General features: G+C 74.9%; 16 protein-coding genes. 12 read left to right on the top strand and 4 right to left on the bottom strand.

Annotated features, from left to right (window positions below; translation table 11 throughout):
- Positions 1-12 precede the first annotated feature (12 nt).
- Both E5225_RS14315 and E5225_RS14310 read right to left on the bottom strand, forming a co-directional pair.
- Positions 13-960 carry a hypothetical protein gene (locus tag E5225_RS14315; protein ID WP_136225486.1) on the bottom strand — a complete coding sequence of 316 codons (948 nt, stop codon included), beginning with the start codon at positions 958-960 and terminating at the stop codon, positions 13-15.
- Between the two features lie 62 nt (positions 961-1,022).
- A complete protein-coding gene (locus tag E5225_RS14310; protein ID WP_243738394.1) occupies positions 1,023-1,376 on the bottom strand; it encodes a TraR/DksA family transcriptional regulator in 354 nt (117 codons plus the stop codon).
- A gap of 178 nt (positions 1,377-1,554) precedes the next feature.
- Between E5225_RS14310 and E5225_RS14305 the strand changes: the two genes are divergently transcribed.
- From E5225_RS14305 to E5225_RS14280, 6 genes are all read left to right on the top strand, one after another.
- On the top strand, positions 1,555-1,938 hold the full coding sequence (locus E5225_RS14305; RefSeq protein ID WP_135975189.1) for a cold-shock protein: 384 nt from the start codon (positions 1,555-1,557) through the stop codon (positions 1,936-1,938).
- A gap of 1 nt (position 1,939) precedes the next feature.
- Positions 1,940-3,088: a DUF3027 domain-containing protein gene (locus tag E5225_RS17780; RefSeq protein ID WP_135975187.1), complete on the top strand. Its 1,149-nt coding sequence runs from the start codon at positions 1,940-1,942 to the stop codon at positions 3,086-3,088.
- A complete protein-coding gene (locus E5225_RS14295; RefSeq protein WP_135975186.1) occupies positions 3,085-6,153 on the top strand; it encodes a sacsin N-terminal ATP-binding-like domain-containing protein in 3,069 nt (1,022 codons plus the stop codon). Before E5225_RS17780 ends, E5225_RS14295 begins: the two co-directional genes overlap by 4 nt.
- Positions 6,154-6,254: 101 nt before the next feature.
- Positions 6,255-8,543, top strand: a complete 2,289-nt coding sequence (locus tag E5225_RS14290) for a carbon starvation CstA family protein (RefSeq protein ID WP_135975184.1) — start codon at positions 6,255-6,257, stop codon at positions 8,541-8,543.
- Positions 8,540-8,743: a YbdD/YjiX family protein gene (locus E5225_RS14285; protein ID WP_135975182.1), complete on the top strand. Its 204-nt coding sequence runs from the start codon at positions 8,540-8,542 to the stop codon at positions 8,741-8,743. Before E5225_RS14290 ends, E5225_RS14285 begins: the two co-directional genes overlap by 4 nt.
- A gap of 62 nt (positions 8,744-8,805) precedes the next feature.
- The gene (locus E5225_RS14280) at positions 8,806-9,597 is read left to right on the top strand and encodes a CAP domain-containing protein (RefSeq protein ID WP_136225484.1); all 792 of its coding nucleotides are present in this window, start codon (positions 8,806-8,808) and stop codon (positions 9,595-9,597) included.
- Positions 9,598-9,610: 13 nt separating this feature from the next.
- Here the strand turns inward: E5225_RS14280 and E5225_RS14275 are convergent, their stop codons facing one another.
- The gene (locus E5225_RS14275) at positions 9,611-9,880 is read right to left on the bottom strand and encodes a DUF2530 domain-containing protein (RefSeq protein WP_135974273.1); all 270 of its coding nucleotides are present in this window, start codon (positions 9,878-9,880) and stop codon (positions 9,611-9,613) included.
- Between the two features lie 36 nt (positions 9,881-9,916).
- Entirely contained in the window at positions 9,917-10,495 is a 579-nt protein-coding gene (locus E5225_RS14270) for an arsenate reductase/protein-tyrosine-phosphatase family protein (RefSeq protein ID WP_135974272.1), read from the bottom strand.
- Between the two features lie 247 nt (positions 10,496-10,742).
- On the opposite strand from E5225_RS14270, the gene E5225_RS14265 reads away from it, so the two are divergent.
- From E5225_RS14265 to E5225_RS14240, 6 genes are all read left to right on the top strand, one after another.
- Complete coding sequence (locus E5225_RS14265; protein ID WP_135974271.1) at positions 10,743-12,458, top strand: DUF4012 domain-containing protein; 1,716 nt, start codon at positions 10,743-10,745, stop codon at positions 12,456-12,458.
- A gap of 57 nt (positions 12,459-12,515) precedes the next feature.
- The gene (locus tag E5225_RS14260) at positions 12,516-13,058 is read left to right on the top strand and encodes an LPXTG cell wall anchor domain-containing protein (protein WP_135974270.1); all 543 of its coding nucleotides are present in this window, start codon (positions 12,516-12,518) and stop codon (positions 13,056-13,058) included.
- Between the two features lie 167 nt (positions 13,059-13,225).
- Positions 13,226-14,788 carry a tyrosine-protein kinase domain-containing protein gene (locus E5225_RS14255; protein ID WP_135974269.1) on the top strand — a complete coding sequence of 521 codons (1,563 nt, stop codon included), beginning with the start codon at positions 13,226-13,228 and terminating at the stop codon, positions 14,786-14,788.
- A gap of 84 nt (positions 14,789-14,872) precedes the next feature.
- Positions 14,873-16,069: a glycosyltransferase family 4 protein gene (locus E5225_RS14250; protein WP_135974268.1), complete on the top strand. Its 1,197-nt coding sequence runs from the start codon at positions 14,873-14,875 to the stop codon at positions 16,067-16,069.
- Entirely contained in the window at positions 16,008-17,084 is a 1,077-nt protein-coding gene (locus E5225_RS14245; RefSeq protein ID WP_135974267.1) for a glycosyltransferase family 2 protein, read from the top strand. Before E5225_RS14250 ends, E5225_RS14245 begins: the two co-directional genes overlap by 62 nt.
- A 49-nt stretch (positions 17,085-17,133) precedes the next feature.
- Positions 17,134-18,267, top strand: a complete 1,134-nt coding sequence (locus tag E5225_RS14240) for a glycosyltransferase (RefSeq protein ID WP_135974266.1) — start codon at positions 17,134-17,136, stop codon at positions 18,265-18,267.
- Positions 18,268-18,329 lie beyond the last annotated feature (62 nt).

Here is an 18,329-nt window from a genome sequence, read left to right as displayed (position 1 = left end):
GGCCCGGGCGTCTCACGGGGCGCCGGGGTCGGGCGGCGGCTCCGCCGGGGTGCTCGGGTCCGGCGGCGGCTCGGGCGCCGACGGTTCCGGCACCGGCGGCTGGGGCGTGGACGGCTCCGGCGCGGGCGGCTCGGGCTCGGGCGGCTCAGGTGCCGGCGGAGGCGGGCTGCCGGGGTCGGCGCCGGGCGCGACCGGCGCGACCGGCGCGGGTGGCGCGTCACCGCCCACCGGCACGCCGGCCGCGCCGCCCCGCCGCGGACGTGCCGGCGCGTCGGGGGGCGCCTCCATGCCGGGTGCGACGGCGGCCGGAGGCGGGGGCCCGGTGATCGGCATCGCCGACCGGACGGCGGCGGTCTCGGCGAGGAGGACCTCTCCGACGCCGGCCAGGCGTGCCGCGGCCGCGGTGCCGCCGGGCGGGCCCGGGTCGGAGGCGTCGTCGCCGACACGGGCGGCGTCGTCGAGGGCGGTCCGCAGCCGCGTGCGCAGCGTCTCGTCGACGACGCCGGCGGAGGCGGACCACACCAGCTCACCGTCGGTGACCGCAGCTGCGAGCGCGTCCCGCACCGCGATGAACCGGGCGCCGGCGGCGACCGGTGCCGTGGTCCGTGACGTGCTCGGCCACGGGGCCGACCGGTTCGCGGAGGCATCCGCCGTGGCCGTGCGCGCGTCGCGGACGAGCGCCCAGGACGTGGCCACCCCGGCGAGGGTCAGGACGCCCACGAGGCAGACGACGACGGCGCGGCGGGAGCCCGTGGTCCGGCGGACGGGGGCGTCGTCGTCGCGCTCCTGGTAAGACGACGGGACCGCGACGGTCCCGTCGCCCCCGGCCCGCCCCGTGAGGCCTGACCAGGAGAGGCGGTGCTCACGGGCGGTCGCGATGGGTGCCGGTGCCGGTGCCGGTGCCGGGCGCGCCGCCGCCGCGCCCCGTGGGGGCGCGGGCTCGTCCGGCGATGCGTCCACGGCCATCCACACTACGAGCCCTCGTGCTCAGGGCCTCGGTCTCGAACGGGTGATCCGCGCGCTCACGCGTGCCGTACGCACGTCGTGGCCGTGGGCCGGGCCGCGAGCCGGTCCGCGTCGATGGGCTCGCCGCCCACCGCGCAGACGCCGTACGTGCCGGCGTCCAGGCGGGCGAGCGCCGCGTCCACCTCGGCCAGCCGGCGCACCGCGTCGGCCGCGAGGGCCTCGAGCTGGGCGCGCTCGAACGCGATCGTCGTGCCCTCGGGGTCGTGCTCGTCGTCGACGTTCGACCCGCGGGCGGCGTCGACCACGTCGGTGCGCGCCGCGCCCAGCGAGGCGAGCCGGTCCGCCGCCTCGGCGCGCTGCTCGAGCAGCCGGGCGCGTGCCGCGTCCGCGTCCACACCGGTGACGTCCACGCGCACAGTCCAGCACCCGGCACCGACACCCGCCGGGCGGACGGCGCGCCGGGAGGGGTCCGCCGCGGTCGGCGGCCCACGCCCGGGCGCGGGCATCGCGTGTCAGCGCGTGCGCCTGCCGGTAGCCTGGACGCTGCGTCCACGTGCCGTGGGCGCGCGCGTCTTTCCGAGGAGTCCAGTGCCCACCGGCAAGGTCAAGTGGTTCGACACCGAGCGTGGCTTCGGCTTCATCGCCAGCGACGACGGTGGCGAGGTGTTCCTGCACGCCTCCGCGCTGCCCGCGGGCGTCACCGCGCCCAAGCCCGGCACGCGCGTGGACTTCGGCGTGGCCGACGGCCGGCGCGGGCCGCAGGCGCTCTCGGTCACCGTGCTGGACCCCGTCCCGTCCGTCGTGAAGGCCAAGCGTGTGCCGGCCGAGGAGATGGCCGTGGTCGTCGAGGACCTCATCAAGGTGCTCGACAAGATCGGCAACGACCTGCGCCGCGGCCGCTACCCCGAGGGGGCGCGCGCCGGGCAGTACGCCGCGCTGCTGCGCGCCGTCGCGGACAAGCTCGAGGCCTGACGTGGCCGCCACCAAGGACGCCGTCCTCGACCGCGCCGTCGACCTCGCGCGGGAGGTCGCGCTCGAGATCGCCGAGGAGCCGTCGCACGTCGGGGAGTACCTGGGTGCCGTGCACGAGGGCGACCGGCTGGTCTCCCACCGGTTCGCGTGCACCGCGCGCGGGTACCGCGGGTGGGCGTGGACCGTCACGGTCGCGCGCGTGCCGCGCGGGCGCACCGCCACGGTCTGCGAGGCCGAGCTGCTGCCCGCCGAGGACGCGATCCTGCCGCGGCCGTGGCTGCCGTGGTCGGAGCGTCTGCGGCCGGGCGACATCGGCCCGGGCGACGTGCTGCCGTTCCGCCCCGACGACCCGCGCCTCGAGCCCGGTTGGACGCCCACGGGCGACCCCGAGCTCGACGAGGTCGCGATCGACGAGCTCGCGCTCGCGCGCGTCCGGGTGCTGTCGCCGCAGGGTCGCGACGAGGCCGCCGAGCGCTGGTACCGCGGGTCCCGGGGGCCGACCAGCGCGGGTGCCGTCGCGTCCGCCGCGGCGTGCGGGTCGTGCGGGTTCCTCGTGCCGCTGCAGGGGTCGCTCGGCACCGTCTTCGGCGTGTGCGCCAACGCGTGGTCGCCCGACGACGGCAAGGTCGTCAGCCTCGACCACGGCTGCGGCGCGCACTCCGAGACGGACGTCGACCCGCTGCCGTCGGAGTGGCCCTCGGGCGGCCCGCTGATCGACGAGACCAGCATCGACGTGGTGGACCGCGGGCCGGCGCGCGTCGCGGAGGTCGCGCCAGTCGTGGCCGCGGACGACGCGCCGACGGACGCGCTCCCCACGGAGGAGGTCCCGACGGACGAGGTCCCCACGGACGCGGCCCTCACCGACGAGGCCACGACGGACGAGGCCCCCACCGACGAGGTCCCGACGGACGAGGTCCCCGCCCCGGACGCCGGCGACGCGGTGACGGGCGAGACGGCACCCCCGGAGGCCGACGCGCCCGTGACGGAGGACGTCCCGGCCGACGAGGACGCCGCCGCCCCGACGCCGGCCGAGGCCGCGCTCGCCGAGGCCGCGGCCGACGCGGACGCCCCCGCCGACGCGGACACCGCCGCCGACGACGACCCCGAGGTCCCGGCCGCCGACGGCGGCGACGCACCGACCTCCCGGTGACCGCCGACGTCTTCGGCACGGCCGCGCTGCGCGGTGCGGTGCTGGAGGCGTGGCGGGCGTCCCCCGCGCGGCTGCGCGAGGACGCCAACACCGAGGAGGACCACGCTCGCGGTTACTACCGCGACCGGGTCGTGGTCGAGCTCGCGCAGAACGCCGCGGACGCGGCGGCGCGCGCGGGCGTCCCCGGCCGGCTGCTCCTGCGGCTGACGTCCGACCCGGACGGCCCCCGCACGCTCGTCGCGGCGAACACGGGTGCGCCGCTCGACGCCGCGGGCGTGGCGTCGCTCGCGTCGATGCGCGCGTCGGCCAAGCGGGACGGCCCGCCGTCGACCGTCGGCAGGTTCGGCGTGGGGTTCGCGGCGGTGCGGGCGGTCGCGGACGACGTCGTCGTCTGCTCCACGACGGGCGCGGTGCGCTTCTCGCTCGACGCGACCCGGGCCGCGCTCGCGGAGACCGCCGCGCGGGAGGCCGCGCACGGGCGGCCCGACCTGGCGGCCGAGGTGGACCGCCGCGAGGGCTCCCTGCCGGCGCTGCGCCTGCCGTGGGAGGCCGCGGACCGGCCGCCAGCGGGCTACGACACGGCCGTCGTCCTGCACCTGCGTGACGACGCCGCCGCGGACGCGGTCCGGGGGCTGCTCGCCGAGGTCGGCGACGCGCTCCTGCTGGCGCTGCCGGCCCTGGTCGAGGTCGTCGTCGAGGACGACGCCGCGCCGGCGCGGCGGGTCACGGGCGTGACCGACCGGTGGCACGTGGGCACCGCCGAGGGGGAGCTCCCCCTCGCGCTCCTGGCGGACCGCCCCGTCGAGGAGCGCTCGGCCCGCCGCTGGCGCGTCACGTGGGCGGTGCCCCGGCCGGGCGCCGGCGTGCGGCCCCCGGGGGTGGTGCACGCGCCGACGCCCACCGACGAGCCGCTGTCCCTGCCGGCGCTGCTCGTCGCGACGCTGCCGCTGGACCCCTCGCGCCGGCACGTGGCCGCGGGGCCGCTGACGCACGCGGTGCTGGACCACGCCGCGGACGCGTACGCCGCGCTCCTGGCCGACCTCGCCGCCAGCGGTCGTGACGTCCTCGACCTGGTGCCGACGGGCCTGCCGGACGGGCCCCTGGACGCGGCGCTGCGCGAGCGGGTCGTCGCGGCGCTCGTGCGCACGCCGCTGCTCGTGCCGGCGGCGGGGGAGGGCCTCGTCGCGCCACGCCGGGCGGTGCTCGTGCGGGACCTGACGGACGTCGCCGCGGTGCGGGCGTTGGGCACGGTGCTGACGGGCCTCGTGCACGTGCCGCCCGCGGGGCGCACCGCGGCCCGGGTGCTCGGCGTGGAGGAGCGCACGCTCGCGGAGGTGGTCGACGACCTGCCCGCGGGGGAGGGCCTGGACTGGGCGGCGCTGTACGACGCGCTGGAGCCGGCCGCGGCCGACCCGCGCACACGGGAGTCGCTGGGTGCGCTGCCCGTGCCGCTCGCGGACGGCCGCACGGTGCGCGGCGCGCGGGGCACGGTCGTGCTCGACCCCGACCTGGCGGACGCGCTCGCGCCGGGGACGCTGGCCATCCTGCGGGCGGGCGGGCTGCGCGTCGTCGACCCGCGTGCGGCGCGGCCCCTGCTCGTCCGCCTGGGCGCGGAGCAGCCGGACGCGTCGGCCCTGCTGGCGCACCCGGCCGTGCGGGCCGCGGTGCTCGCGCAGGCCGACGACGACGACCTGGCGCACGCCGCGCAGGTCACCGACGCGGTGCTGGACCTGGTGGCGGCGCTGCCGGCGGTCCGGGACGCCGACGGGCCCGTGGCCGCCGACGTCGTCCCGCCCGACGCCGCCGGGTGGCTGGGCCTGCTGACGCTGACCGCGGCCGACGGCGAGCCGTCGCCCGCGCACGGCCTCGTGCTGCCCGGCTCGCCCGCGGCCGGCCTGCTCGACGACCGGGTGCTCGCGCCCGTCGCGATCGACGTGCTCGACCGGTGGGGGCCGGCGGTCCTCACGGCCGTCGGCGTCCGGGCGGACCTCGTGGTGACGCGCGTGCCGGACGTCGTCACGGGCGTGCTCGCGGACGACGACCCGGACGACCCGGCGGCGCTGGCGGCGGCGTCCCTGGACGGCTGGTCCGAGTACGTGGACCACCTCGCGGACGCCGTGGGCGCGGGCCTGTACGTCGGCGACCTCGACGCGGTCGCCGACCTCGACGCGGTCGCGGAGGACGCGTGGCTCGGCGTGCTCGCGCGCGTGGCCTCCCGCCCGCGGCTGCGCGCCGCGCTGCTCACCCCCGTGCGCGCGGAGGGCTCGCCGGTGCCGCTGCCGTCGTACGCCGCGTGGTGGCTGCGCACGCGGGTCGAGCCGGCGCTGCCGGCGGTGTTCGCGCTCGCGGGGTCGGACGCGCCGGCGGGCCTGCTGCCACCGGTGCCGACCGCGTACGCGCACCTGGACGCCGAGGTGCTGCGCGCGCTCGGCGGTGTGGGCTCGCTCGCCGAGCTGGGCCCGGCCGACTGGGACGAGGTGCTCGACCGGCTCGGGCCGCCGGGCACGGTCGTGCCGCCCCAGGTCGCCGGCCGGGTGTGGCGCGCGTGGGCGGCGGGCGGCGTGCCGGGCACGCTGGCCCCGGACGTCGTCGTGGCGCTCGCCGGGCCCGCCGGCGCCGTGATGGCCGAGGCGTCGTCCGCGGTCGTCGCCGACTCCCCGGCGTGGTGGCAGCGCCGCGACCTGGGCGCGCTCGTCCCCGTCCCCGCGGGTGCCGACGCCGCGCAGGTCGCCGAGCGGCTCGACCTGCCGCGCGCGTCCGAGCTGGCCGAGGGCCGGGTCGACGAGCCGGGCGAGACCGAGCCGGTCCCGGAGGGCGTCGCCGAGCTGCTCGCCGGCGCGCCGGCGGTGTGGGAGCGGCACGACGACCTGCGGGTCGACGGCGAGCCGGTGGAGTGGTGGGTCGAGGGCGCCGGGACGGACGCGCGCGTGCACGCCGTGCACGTCGCGGCGCTGGCCGCCGGCCTCGCCGCCGCCGCGGGCGCGTGGCACCTGCGCGCCGCGGTCGAGGCGCTCCTCGTGGACCCCGGGCGTCCCGACGCCGTGCTCGACCTCGTCCTCGGCTGAGCCCGCCCTGCACCGGATCCCGGCGCGCCCCCCGCGCGGGCGCGGCGGTCGCTAGGGTGCCAGACGGAGTGCCCGGTGGACCGTCTCGAGGGGGAGATGACATGGCCGATCGTGGGCAGCCCGTGGCAGGGGGCCGCAGGGACGGCGTGCTGGACCAGGACCGCGACCTGCCGCCGGTGGCGCTCGACGCCGCCGCGGTCGAGGCGGAGGACCGTCGCTGGACCCCGCTGCGGATCGTCGTCTGGAGCCTCGTCGCCCTGCTCGGTGGCGTGGCGTGGGTGATCATCGCGCTGGTCCGCGGGGAGACCGTCAACGCGATCTGGTTCGTGTTCGCCGCGGTGTGCACGTACCTGATCGCGTACCGCTTCTACTCGCGGTACATCGAGCGGCACGTGCTGCGCCCGGACGACCGGCGCGCGACCCCGGCCGAGTACTCCGCCGACGGCAAGGACTACGTCGCCACCGACCGGCGCGTGCTGTTCGGCCACCACTTCGCGGCCATCGCCGGCGCCGGGCCGCTCGTGGGCCCCGTGCTCGCCGCCCAGATGGGGTACCTGCCGGGGACGGTGTGGATCATCGTCGGCGTCGTCCTGGCCGGGGCGGTGCAGGACTACCTGGTGCTGTTCTTCTCGATGCGCCGCGGCGGCCGGTCGCTGGGGCAGATGGCCCGCGACGAGCTCGGCGTGGTCGGCGGCACGGCGGCGCTGCTCGCGACGCTCGTCATCATGGTGATCATCGTCGCGATCCTCGCGCTGGTCGTCGTGAACGCGCTGGCCGAGAGCCCGTGGGGCGTCTTCTCCGTCGCGATGACCATCCCGATCGCCCTGTTCATGGGCGTGTACCTGCGGTTCCTGCGGCCCGGGAAGGTCGCCGAGGTGTCGGTCATCGGCTTCGTGCTGCTGCTCACCGCCATCGTGGGCGGCGGCATGATCGCCGACACCGCGTGGGGCGCCGACGTGTTCACGCTCGACCGCACGACCATCGCCTGGGGCATCGTCGTGTACGGCTTCGTGGCGGCGGTGCTGCCGGTGTGGCTGCTGCTGGCCCCGCGGGACTACCTGTCGACGTTCATGAAGATCGGCACGATCGTGATGCTCGCCGTCGCGATCGTGCTGGTCCGGCCGGTGCTCGAGCAGCCGGCGGTGAGCGAGTTCGCCAGCACCGGGACCGGGCCGGTGGTCGCGGGCTCGCTGTTCCCGTTCCTGTTCGTGACGATCGCGTGCGGTGCGCTGTCGGGCTTCCACGCGCTCATCGCGTCGGGCACGACGCCGAAGCTCGTCGAGAAGGAGCGCCAGACCCGCCTCATCGGCTACGGCGGCATGCTCATGGAGTCGTTCGTGGCGATCATGGCGCTGGTCGCGGCGCTGTCGATCGACCGGGGCATCTACTTCGCGATGAACGCCTCGGCGGCCGCGACGGGCGGCACCGTGGAGGGGGCCGTCGCGTTCGTCAACGGCCTCGGGCTGACCGGCGTGGACCTGACGCCCGGGGTGCTCGAGCAGACGGCGCGGGACGTCGGCGAGGAGACGATCGTGTCCCGCACGGGCGGTGCGCCGACGCTGTCCGTGGGGCTCGCGCACATCATGCAGCAGGTGGTCGGCGGCTCCGGGATGATGGCGTTCTGGTACCACTTCGCGATCATGTTCGAGGCGCTGTTCATCCTCACCGCGGTCGACGCGGGCACGCGCGTCGCGCGGTTCATGCTGCAGGACAGCATCGGCAACGTCGTCCCGCGCTTCCGCGACACGTCGTGGCGACCCGGCGCCTGGTTCGCCACCGCGGTGATGGTCACCGCGTGGGGCGCCGTGCTGCTCATGGGCGTCACCGACCCGCTCGGCGGCATCAACACGCTGTTCCCGCTGTTCGGGATCGCGAACCAGCTGCTCGCCGCGATCGCGCTCGCGGTCTGCATGGCGATCATCGCGAAGCAGGGCACGGCGCGGTACCTGTGGGTGGTGGCGCTGCCGCTGGCGTTCGCGGCGGCCGTCACGATCACGGCGTCGTTCCAGAAGATCTTCTCGCCCGTCCCCGCGATCGGGTACTTCGCGCAGCACCGCGCGTTCCGGGACGCGCTCGCGGCGGGGGAGACCAGCTTCGGCACCGCGACCAGCGTGGAGGCGATGGAGGCGGTCGTGCGCAACACGATGATCCAGGGCGTCCTGTCCATCGTGTTCGTGACCCTCGCGATCGTCGTCATCCTCACCGCGCTCGGGGCGACGTACCGGTCGCTGCGCTCCGGGGGTGCGCCGAGCGCGGAGGTGCCGGCCACGCCGTCGCGGATCTTCGCGCCCGCCGGCTTCCTGCCCACGCCGCCGGAGAAGGAGCTCGAGGCGCGGTGGCGCGAGCACGAGGCGGCGCACCCGCCCGTGCGCGCGCGGGGGCACGCGTGACGCCGCCGCGGACCGGCGCGCGGCGCGGGGTGCGGTGGTTCGTGCGCGCCCTGCTCGGCGAGGACGCGTACGAGCGGTACCTCGAGCACCAGGCCGCGCACGGCCGCGGCCCGGGCGACCCCGGTGTGCTGACCGAGCGGCAGTTCTGGCGCGACCGCACCGACCGGCAGGACCGCGCGCCGCAGGGACGCTGCTGCTGAGGACGCGGCGCACTTTCTGTCCGGTTGACCCCGAAACGTCACGGTCCGGTAACGTCACCGCCGTGCCCGAGCTCCCCGTGGTCCGCCGACGTGAGATCCGGCGCTGGCAGCAGCGCCGGCGGCGGCGCGGGCCGTGGGTCCGCCTGCTCGCCCCGGTCGGTGTGCTGGCCCTCGCGTCGGGTGCCGTCGTGGCCCTGGCGCCGGGTGCGCAGGCGCCGGGCACGGTGAGCGCCGCCGTCGAGCTGGTGGACCGCGGACGCGCCGCCGCGTCGCGCAGCACCGACCGGGACGCCGCCGCGACCCCCACCGTGACGCCCACCGCCTCCCCGACGGACGTGCCCACGCCGACCCCGTCGGCGCCCGCGCCCACCGTGACCCCCGAGGCCGCCGCCCCGCCGGAGCCCGCGCCGCCCGCGCCCGCCCCGGAGGCCGCGCCGGCGCCGGCCCCGCCGGCGCAGCAGCCCGCCCCGGCGCCCGCCGCGGCCGCCGCCCCCGCCGACGCGCTCACCGCCCGCATCGTCGAGCTCACGAACGCCGAGCGGCGCGCCGCCGGCCTCGGTGACCTCGCGGTCTCGGCGTGCGCGGCGCAGCAGGCGACGCAGCGGACGGCCGTCCTCGTCGCCGAGGGACGCTTCGAGCACGACCCCCTGCAGCCGATCGTCGCGGCGTGCGGCGCCGGCGCGGTGGGGGAGAACCTGTCCCTGGGCTACCGGTCCGCCGAGGCCGCGGTCGAGGGGTGGATGAACTCGTCCGGGCACCGGGCCAACATCCTGCGCACGTCCTACCGGCAGATCGGTGTCGGCTGCACGTCCGGCCCGCGCGGGTGGCTCTGCGCGCAGGTGTTCCTGGGCTGAGGCCGCCTCGTCGTCAGGCTGCGTCGGTGTCCTGCTCCGCCTCGCGCTGCTCACGCGCGAGCCGGCGCGCCCACACGACGCCGACCACCCCGACGAGCGTCCCCGCGGCGCAGACGGCCACCGTGGTCGGCTCCGCCGCGCCGAACGCCCAGAACGCGCCCGTGACGACGAGGGCGAGGGCCCACACGACCGTCCCGACGGACATCACGCGGGCGAGGTCGACGTCGAGCGGCGGGGGCGGTGTGCGCCGGGGGTGCAGGAGGGTGTCGAGGAGGGAGCGCACCGTTCGATCGTAGCCGCGGCCGGTCGCGCGGCGGGGTCAGCGCGCGGGCGCCAGCAGCGCGGCGGCGAGCGCGTCGACCGCGGGCGCCATCGCGTCGAACGACGCCCGGTACACCGCGTCGGACTGCCCGATCGGGTCGACGACGTCGTCCTCCCCGACGCCCGCGAGGTGCCGGACCGCCGCGGCCAGCGCGGGCAGCGCGCGCACCCGCTCGCCGGGGGTGGCCCCCGCCGCCGCGAGAGCGGCCGGGTCGACGTGCCGCAGCAGGCGCGCGAGCTCGAGCAGCGTGAACGTGCGGCGCACCGCCGCGGGCGCGTGCTCGACGACCGCCGACCGGTGCCCGCGCGTGAGCGTGACGACCAGGTCGACGTCCCGGAGCACGGCGGGCGTGAGCTGCCGCGCGGCGAACCCGCCGGCGTCCGCGCCCGCGCCGGCGAGGAGCGGCACCATCGGCCTGCTCACGGGCGCGCCCACGACCGCGTGCGTCCCGGCGGACTCCACCACCACGTCCGTGCCCGCCAGCCGCTGCCGCAGGAGCCGCTCGACGACCGGGGAGCGGCAGATGTTCCCGGTGCACACGGTGAGGACGCGGGCGGGCGCGGGGGGCTGGGTCACGGGGGTGATCATGCCGGACGGCTAGCATCACCGGCGCGTGCGCCCCGTTCGGAGGACGCGGACGCAGCGACGGTGGGGGAGACCAGTGGCACATCCGGGGTGGGGCGAGCAGTGGGCGACGCAGCGGGTCCCCGTCGCGCGGACGTCCGGCTCCGCACCTCGCGGCGGTCGGGGCCGCGCACGGCGGCCGCAGCGGCGGTCCCGGCGCACGGCGCGCACGGTTCTCCTCGCGGTTGCGGGCGTCCTCGTGATCGTCGTCGCCGCGGGCACGTGGTTCGCGCTCGACGCTCTGCGGGCACGTGACTCGCTCCAGGCGGCCGCCGCCGACGTGAACCGGCTGCAGGACCTCGTGACCGCAGGCGACGTCGCCGGTGCCGACCTGGTTGTCCCCGACCTCCAGCGCCACGCCGCCGATGCGCGCGAGCGGACGGAGGGTCCGCTCTGGTCGGTCGCGGCGGCGCTGCCGTGGGCGGGGCCGAACGTCGGGGCCGTGCGCACGGTCGCGCAGGTGGTCGACGGGCTCGCGCAGCGCGCGCTGCCGCCGCTCGTGCAGGCCACGCAGGTCGTCGACCCGGCGGCTCTCGCGCCGGTCGACGGTGCGCTCGACCTGGCCCCGCTCATCGCGATCGCACCGCAGGTCACGGGCGCCGACACGGCGGTGCGCGCGTCGGCCGACCAGCTCGCGGCCGTCGACGTGGACGGCCTGGTGGCGCAGGTCGCGGCGCCGGTGCGCGAGCTGCGGGCGCAGGTCGCCGCGGTCGCCGCGGACACCGCGACCGCGTCGCGCGCCGTGCAGCTCATCCCCGCGATGCTCGGCGCCGAGGGGCCGCGCGAGTACCTGGTCCTCGTGCAGAACAACGCGGAGCCGCGTGCCACCGGCGGGATCGCGGGCGCCGTGCTGCTGCTGCGGGCCGAGGACGGGCGGCTCGAGGTGGTGGAGCAGCGCACCGGCGGTGAGCTGTCCGGTCTCGTCGAGCCCGTCGTCGAGCTGAGCCCGGTCGAGCAGGACCTCTTCGGGCCGCTGCTCGCGACGGACATGCGCGACGTCAACTTCACGCCGCACTTCCCGCGGTCGGCGCAGATCGCCCGGAGCATCTGGGCGCAGGAGATCGGCGGCGAGGTGGACGGCGTGCTGTCGGTCGACCCGGGGGCGCTCGCCCTCGTGCTCGGCGCCACGGGCCCCGTCCAGGTGCCCGGTGTCGGCGCGCTGACCGCGGAGGACGTCGTGCCGACGCTCCTCAACCGCGTGTACCTCGACCTCGAGGACCCGCGGGACCAGGACGCGTTCTTCGCGGCGACGGCTGCGGCGGTGTTCGGCGCCGTCGCCGGCGGGCAGGGCGACCCGGCTGGCGCCGTGGACGCGCTGGCCGAGGCCGCGCGGCAGGGTCGGCTCATGGTCTGGTCCGCGGACGCGGACGAGCAGGCGCTCGTGGAGGGCACGGTCCTGTCCGGTGAGCTGCGCGGTACGGCTGGCGAGTCCCCGGTCGTGGGGGTGTTCCTCAACGACGGGACGCAGGCGAAGGTCGGCTACTACCTCGACGTCGAGGGCGGCGTGACGAGCCGCTCCTGCCGCCCGGACGGGAGCCAGGAGCTCGAGCTGGCGCTGGAGTACACGTATTCCGCGCCGGCTGACGCAGCGACGCTGCCCGACTACCTGATCGGGTTGGATCACATCGTCCAACCGGGTGAATTCCAGACCAACCTGCTGCTGTACCTGCCCGGTAATTCTCGAATGACGGACCTCGTCATCGACGGACAACCCGGGCAACTTCACGCGCAGGTGCACGACGACCTCAGTGTCGGCTCGCTGACGTGGGTGTTCGAACCGGGTCAGAAACGGACAATCGACGCCACAATCCACACCGGCCCTGGTCAGAGCGGTGATCCACTGCTACGGACCACGCCGACGGCCGCAGGTTTCGGGAATGTGTCAGCCCTTTCCTCGTGCGGATCCAGCAGTTAACCTGCGAACACCGCAGCTCGACCTCGAGTGCGGGCCATGTCAGTTGGGGGAGTTCCCATGAAGATCCGCCGCACGGTCGCCACGGCCGTCACCGCTGCCGCACTCGCGCTGGCGCCGACCGCTGCGTTCGCGTACGGCGCAGCCGACTACACCAACCGCGGCACGGCGTCGGACACGACGCCCGCGCTCGGTGAGTCCTTCACCATCACCGTCGAGGGCCCGGGGAACACGCCGGTCAACCTGACGGTGACGTCGAACCCCGCGTCGATCCCGGACTCGGCGATCTCGATCGCCGGTACGCGGACCGCGACCAAGACGACCGCTGCCAACGGTGTCGCGACCTTCTCGGTCACGCTGTCGCAGGCCGGCACCTACACCGCCGTCGTCACCGACGGCGTGTCGGGCGAGGTCCTCAGCACCCAGACGTTCGCCGTCGCGGCGGGCTCCGGGGCCGGCGGCACGGCGTCGGCCGGCGCGGGCCAGCTGAGCGCCACGGGCTCGAACGCGATGCCGATCGCCCTCGGCGCGGGCGCGCTCATGCTCGCCGGTGCGGGTGCGATCGTGGTGGCGAACAAGCGTCGTCAGGGCGCGAGCGCCTGAGACCGCGCATCACCTAGCAAGGCGGAGGACCCGCGCGGACCGCGCGGGTCCTCCGCCTTGTATCACGCGTTCCCTGGCTCTCCCGGTGGGCGTCACGGCGCCATGGGGCACCACTGGTAGTGGCAGCAGCCCCGCGCCAGCAGCCATGGACGAACGAAGGATGAAAGATGGAGCTCCGCGACTACCTGTCGATCGTGATCAAGCGATGGGTGTCCATCGCCGCTCTGACCGTGATCGGTGTAGGTGCCGCCGTCGCAGGCACGCTGCTGGCGAAGCCCACGTACACCGCGGTCACGCAGGTGTACGTCTCGGTGCAGGGTTCCAGTTCCACGAACGACCTCCTGCAGGGCGCCAACTTCACGCGCCAGCAGGTCGCGTCGTATGCCCGCCTCGTCACCACCCCGCTCGTCCTGGGGCCTGTGATCGACGAGCTTGGCCTCGACATGCGGGCAGACGACCTCGCAGGCCGGATCACCGCCGAGACCCCGCCGAGCTCGGCCATCGTCAGCATCAGCGTCTCGGACGAGTCGCCGTCCCTCGCGGCCGCGCTCGCCAACGCGGTCGCCGGAGAGTTCCGGACCGCCGTGTCGGAGCTGGACGCGCCGACGGACGGTACGCCGTCGAACGTCAAGCTCACGGTCGTCCGCGACGCGGCTGCACCCGAGGAGCCGTCGTCGCCTAACCCGAAGCTGAACGTAGCGCTCGGCCTTCTCGTCGGCCTCGCCGTCGGCGTGGCCGTTGCTGTGCTCCGCGAGCTGTTGGACACACGCGTGCGTGACGAGGCGTCCGTCGCCAACGTCACCGACACGTCCGTCGTCGGGGTCATCGCGTTCGACGAGGACGTGGACAGCCGACCGCTGATCGTCCAGACCGATCCCCAGAGCCCTCGAGCGGAGGCGTTCCGTCGACTACGGACGAACGTGCAGTTCCTCGAGGTGGACGATCGCCCGAGCACCATCGTGGTGACGTCGTCGCTGCCAGGCGAGGGTAAGTCGACGACGACGATCAACCTCGCGATCGCTCTTGCGGATGCTGGTACCCGCGTGCTCCTCGTCGACGCGGACCTGCGCCGGCCGTCGGTCGCGAAGAGGCTGGGGATCGAGGGCAGCGTCGGCCTGACGACCGTCCTCATCGGCCGTGCGTCGCTCACCGACGTTGTCCAGCCGTGGGGCAACGGCAGGCTCCATGTGCTGCCGTCGGGACAGATCCCACCCAACCCCAGCGAACTTCTCGGTTCGAAGGCCATGTCGACGCTCCTCGAGCAGGCGCTCGGCCTCTACGACATCGTCCTCATCGACACGCCGCCGTTGCTGCCCGTGACGGATGCCGCGATCCTCGGCCGCCTGTCGGGGGGTGTTCTCCTCGTGGTCGGTGCTGGCCGCGTTCACCGCAATCAGCTCGCGGAGGCGCTGGGCGCGCTCGACGCGGTCGATGCGCACGTGCTGGGCATCGTGGTCAACCGCGAGCCGCGACGCCAGAGCAGTGCGTACCAGTACTACGAGTACACGTCGGACCGCTCAGGTTCCTCGGCGCCCCGGAAGCCGAGTCGACGGACGAGGTCGACGAAGGTCAGGTCCGCGGCTCGCCTGGCGGCGCCGGAGGTGGCGCCGCCCCTCCAGTCCGGCGCGGCCGGGCACGCCGCCCCGTTGTGGCCCGGCGAGTCGATGTCCGAGGCAGCACTCCGCGAGCGACGAGGGCTGTCGCCGCAGCACCAGCGTGGTGCCAGGTAGCGCGACCTCGACGGACGGGACTTGCCGGCCGGTCCGTCGGTGCGTCGCACGCCACCGGCCTCGATCCCACGGAAGACGGACGACATGACGAAGGACGGCAGTCAGCCGCCGACGACCGGTGACCTGGTGGTGGTGCTCGCGAAGGGCTACCCCCCGACGACAGGTGGCGTGGAGAAGTACTCGGGGGAGGTCGCGGCCGCTTACCTGGCCGTCGGGTACGAGGTCGCTGTGCTGACCCAGACGACAGGCAGCCGCGGCTGGACGACGCGACGTGCCAACGGGCGCCCGTACACGTTGTGGAACGCGGGCAGTGGCGGTCAGGCACTGACCTTCCTCCGCATGCTGGGCGAGGCGAGGCGCCTCGTCCGCCGCCGGCCGGTCGCTCGCGTGCACGCGACCACATGGCGCGTCGCACTTGTCGCGGCGCTCGTCATGGGACGAGCCACGAAGGCCGTCACGGTTCACGGCCGTGAGGTGATGAACGTGCCTGCCTTCCTGCGGCCGGCGATGCGATGGGTCCTGGGCGGCGCCGATGTAGTCGTCGCAGTCTCGGAGGCGACCCGGGCCGCTGCGCGCGCCGAACTGGGCCCGTCCGTCGACGGGCCACGCTGGAAGGTCAGCTACAACGGCCTCTCCTTTCTCTCGTCCGACGACGTGCTGACCGTTCGCCCCGAGGGACCAGTGAGAATCCTGTCGCTCTCGCGGCTCGTCCCTCGCAAGAACGTCCAGGGCAGCCTGGCGGCCTTGGCGGTGCTGAGGGAGGAGGGCGTCGATGCATTCGAGATGAACGTGGCCGGGACCGGGCCCATGCGCGAGGAGTTGGAGGCGCTCGCGCAGACACTCGGCCTCGCGGACAAGGTCCACTTTCTCGGGTACGTCCCGGACGAGGAGCTCCCCCGCCTGTACCAGCGTGCCGACGTCTTCCTGCACCCACACACCCACGTCGGGGAGGGGCGGGACTTCGAGGGATTCGGGCTCGTAATCGCCGACGCGATGTCGTTCGGCTGCGCGGTGATCAGCGGGGATGCCGGCGGACCTCGGGAGGTGGTGGACCACGCCTCGACAGGGCTGCTGGTCGACGGGCACGACAGTGCGGCCTTGGTCGCCGCTCTGCGATCCGTCATCGTCGACCAGGGTCTGCGGCGTTCGCTCGGCGACAAGGCACGTGAGGTAGCGCCCCGCCGGTTCACGTGGAGCGGGCACATTCGTCCCGTCGTCGATGCCTTCGACGGCGATGGCAGCAACGCCGGTGCCGTGGCCCCAGGGGCTCCTCGTGGGTGAACCGGCCGTGAGCGTCATCCTGCCCGTCTACCAGGCGGGGGTGGCGCTCGAGCAGAGCTTCGCCCGGATATCCCGCACCCGGCTGCCGGACGCGGAGATCCTGGTCGTCGACGACGGCTCGACGGACGGTACCGCGCACCGCGTCCGTTCGTTCGCGGCACGGGACGCGCGAGTCCGGCCGGTCCTCCTCGAGCAGAACGGCGGTGTCGCCGCCGCACGCAATACCGCGTTGGCCCTCGCGCGAGGCGAGTACGTGTGGTTCCTCGACTGGGACGACGAGTGGGACGAGTCGATCGCCGAGAAGCTCGTTGAGCGCGCACGAGAAGCGCGCGCTGACGTCGTCGTGTGCCGGGCGACGTGGCGTCAGCCCGACGGGCTCGACACCGCGGTGCTCGATGGGCTGCCGGCCGCACGGACGCTCACGGGCCCGGAGGCATTCGATCTCGTCCTGGCAGGCCGCTTCAGGGGCTACCTCTGGAGCAAGCTGTTCCGCCGCGACCTGCTGGGTGCGGATCCGTTCCCCCCGATGCAGTCGCAGAGCGACTTCTGCGGCCTAGTCCCTGTGCTGGCGGCCGCCGCGACCGTCGCCACGGTGCCCGACGTCCTCTACCACCACGTGATCCGCGAAGGCTCCATCACGAACTCCCGGCACCCCGTGCTGGACAACCTGAATCGCTGCCGGGAGACGGTGCGGCGTGTCGCGGAGACGCTGCCACCGAGCGAGGGACGGGAGCGGCTGCTCCTCCACTACGACTACCACGCGTGGCATCTCGCGCGCGTCAACACCGCGCTCCGGCTCAGCTCGGCGGACGTGGCACGAGCGGAGATCAAGGACGTGGTGGGACGGATGCGCCTTGGCGAGATCGCGGCGTTGGTTCCCGTCTCCCTGGACGTCGCCACCCGCTCGTTGCTCGTGCGCGTCGCCGGCCAGCAGTACGCCGCGGTCCGTCGCCTCTACGTGGGTGTGCGGGCGCGGCTCCGCAAGGTCCGCGGGCGCCTCAAGGTCGCGCGATGAGCCGACTCCACCGGAGCAGGGTCGCACCCGTCCGCGGAGCGCTCCGCTCATGACGGTCGTTGACCTGGTCCTCGTGGGGCTGGCCGGGCTGGCGGCACTCGCGGTGGTGTACCCGTACGTAGTCTATCCGTGGGTCCTCGGGCGCCTCTCTCCCCAGCCGGTAGCGCGCCGAGCGCGTCCGAGTGACGGTGCATCGTTCGCGCTGCTGTTCTCGGCGTACAACGAGGCGGCGGTCCTCCCTGAGAAGCTGGCGAACCTACGACAGCTGCGGGATCGGTACCCCGCGCTCGCCGTGCTGGTCTACGACGACGGCTCGACGGACGGCACGCGGGAGATGCTGGCTGCGGCCGGCGACCTCCTGACGCTGGTCGTCGGAGAGGGCCGGCGCGGCAAGGCCCATGGCATGAAGACCCTGGTGGCGCGGACCGACCGTGAGCTCCTGGTGTTCACGGATGCGAACGTGCTCCTTGATGACGGCGCGCTGTCGGCGCTGCAGGCATGGTTCGCGGACCCGTCCGTCGGTGGCGTGTGCGGGCACCTCGAGTACCTGTTTCAGTCCGAGACCGCGACCGAACGGGTGGGCGGGCGGTACTGGCGCATCGAGGAGCAGATCAAGAAGCGGGAGTCCGCCACCGGTAACGTCATGGGGGGCGACGGCTCGATCTTTGCTGTCCGGCGCACCCTGTACCCCGAATTCCCCGACACCGTGCAGGACGACTTCACGGTGACAATGTCCGTCGTCTTCGCCGGCGCGCGCCTCATCTACGTGGACGATGTCGTCGCCTACGAGCGCCTGGTGTCGGGCAGCAGCGACGAGTTCCGGCGGAAGGTGCGTATCGCGGCACGCGCGTATCACACCCATCGTCAAATGATTGGACGGGTTCGTGCCATGCGCCGGTTCGATCGATTCAAGTACTTCTCCCACAAATTTGTACGTTGGTGGGGTGCGCTTTGGGCCAGTATTGTCGCTCTTGCCGGTACGGTGCTCGTCGGCCGCGCGTCGGTCGCCCTTGCGGCAGTGTTGCTTGGAGCCACGTTGCTGGTCGCGTGGCGCGGCCGGCGGCTGACATCCGTGGATTCGGTGCTCGAGGTGCTCCTCGCTATGGTGGCGACGCTCGCCGGCGTGATGCTTGCGATGAGAGGACGCACGGTGTCGACGTGGACGCCGCCTGTCTCCCGGTGAGCGACCGGCGCCAGCGGACACCCGCAATTAAAGCCCCAGCTCGATGCGGCGTATTGTGAACA

Origin of the sequence: Cellulomonas shaoxiangyii (assembly GCF_004798685.1) — a bacterium.
GTDB classification, from domain to species: domain Bacteria; phylum Actinomycetota; class Actinomycetes; order Actinomycetales; family Cellulomonadaceae; genus Cellulomonas; species Cellulomonas shaoxiangyii.
The sequence above is the reverse complement of the archived record's forward strand: the minus strand, read 5'-3'. Positions and strand labels throughout refer to the sequence as shown.

Coding starts and splice junctions, on each gene's coding strand:
- E5225_RS14290 (WP_135975184.1), top strand. CDS start 6,255: ATGGCCGATCGTGGGCAGCCCGTGGCAGGGGGCCGCAGGGACGGCGTG.
- E5225_RS14260 (WP_135974270.1), top strand. CDS start 12,516: ATGAAGATCCGCCGCACGGTCGCCACGGCCGTCACCGCTGCCGCACTC.
- E5225_RS14255 (WP_135974269.1), top strand. CDS start 13,226: ATGGAGCTCCGCGACTACCTGTCGATCGTGATCAAGCGATGGGTGTCC.
- E5225_RS14250 (WP_135974268.1), top strand. CDS start 14,873: ATGACGAAGGACGGCAGTCAGCCGCCGACGACCGGTGACCTGGTGGTG.
- E5225_RS14245 (WP_135974267.1), top strand. CDS start 16,008: ATGCCTTCGACGGCGATGGCAGCAACGCCGGTGCCGTGGCCCCAGGGG.
- E5225_RS14240 (WP_135974266.1), top strand. CDS start 17,134: ATGACGGTCGTTGACCTGGTCCTCGTGGGGCTGGCCGGGCTGGCGGCA.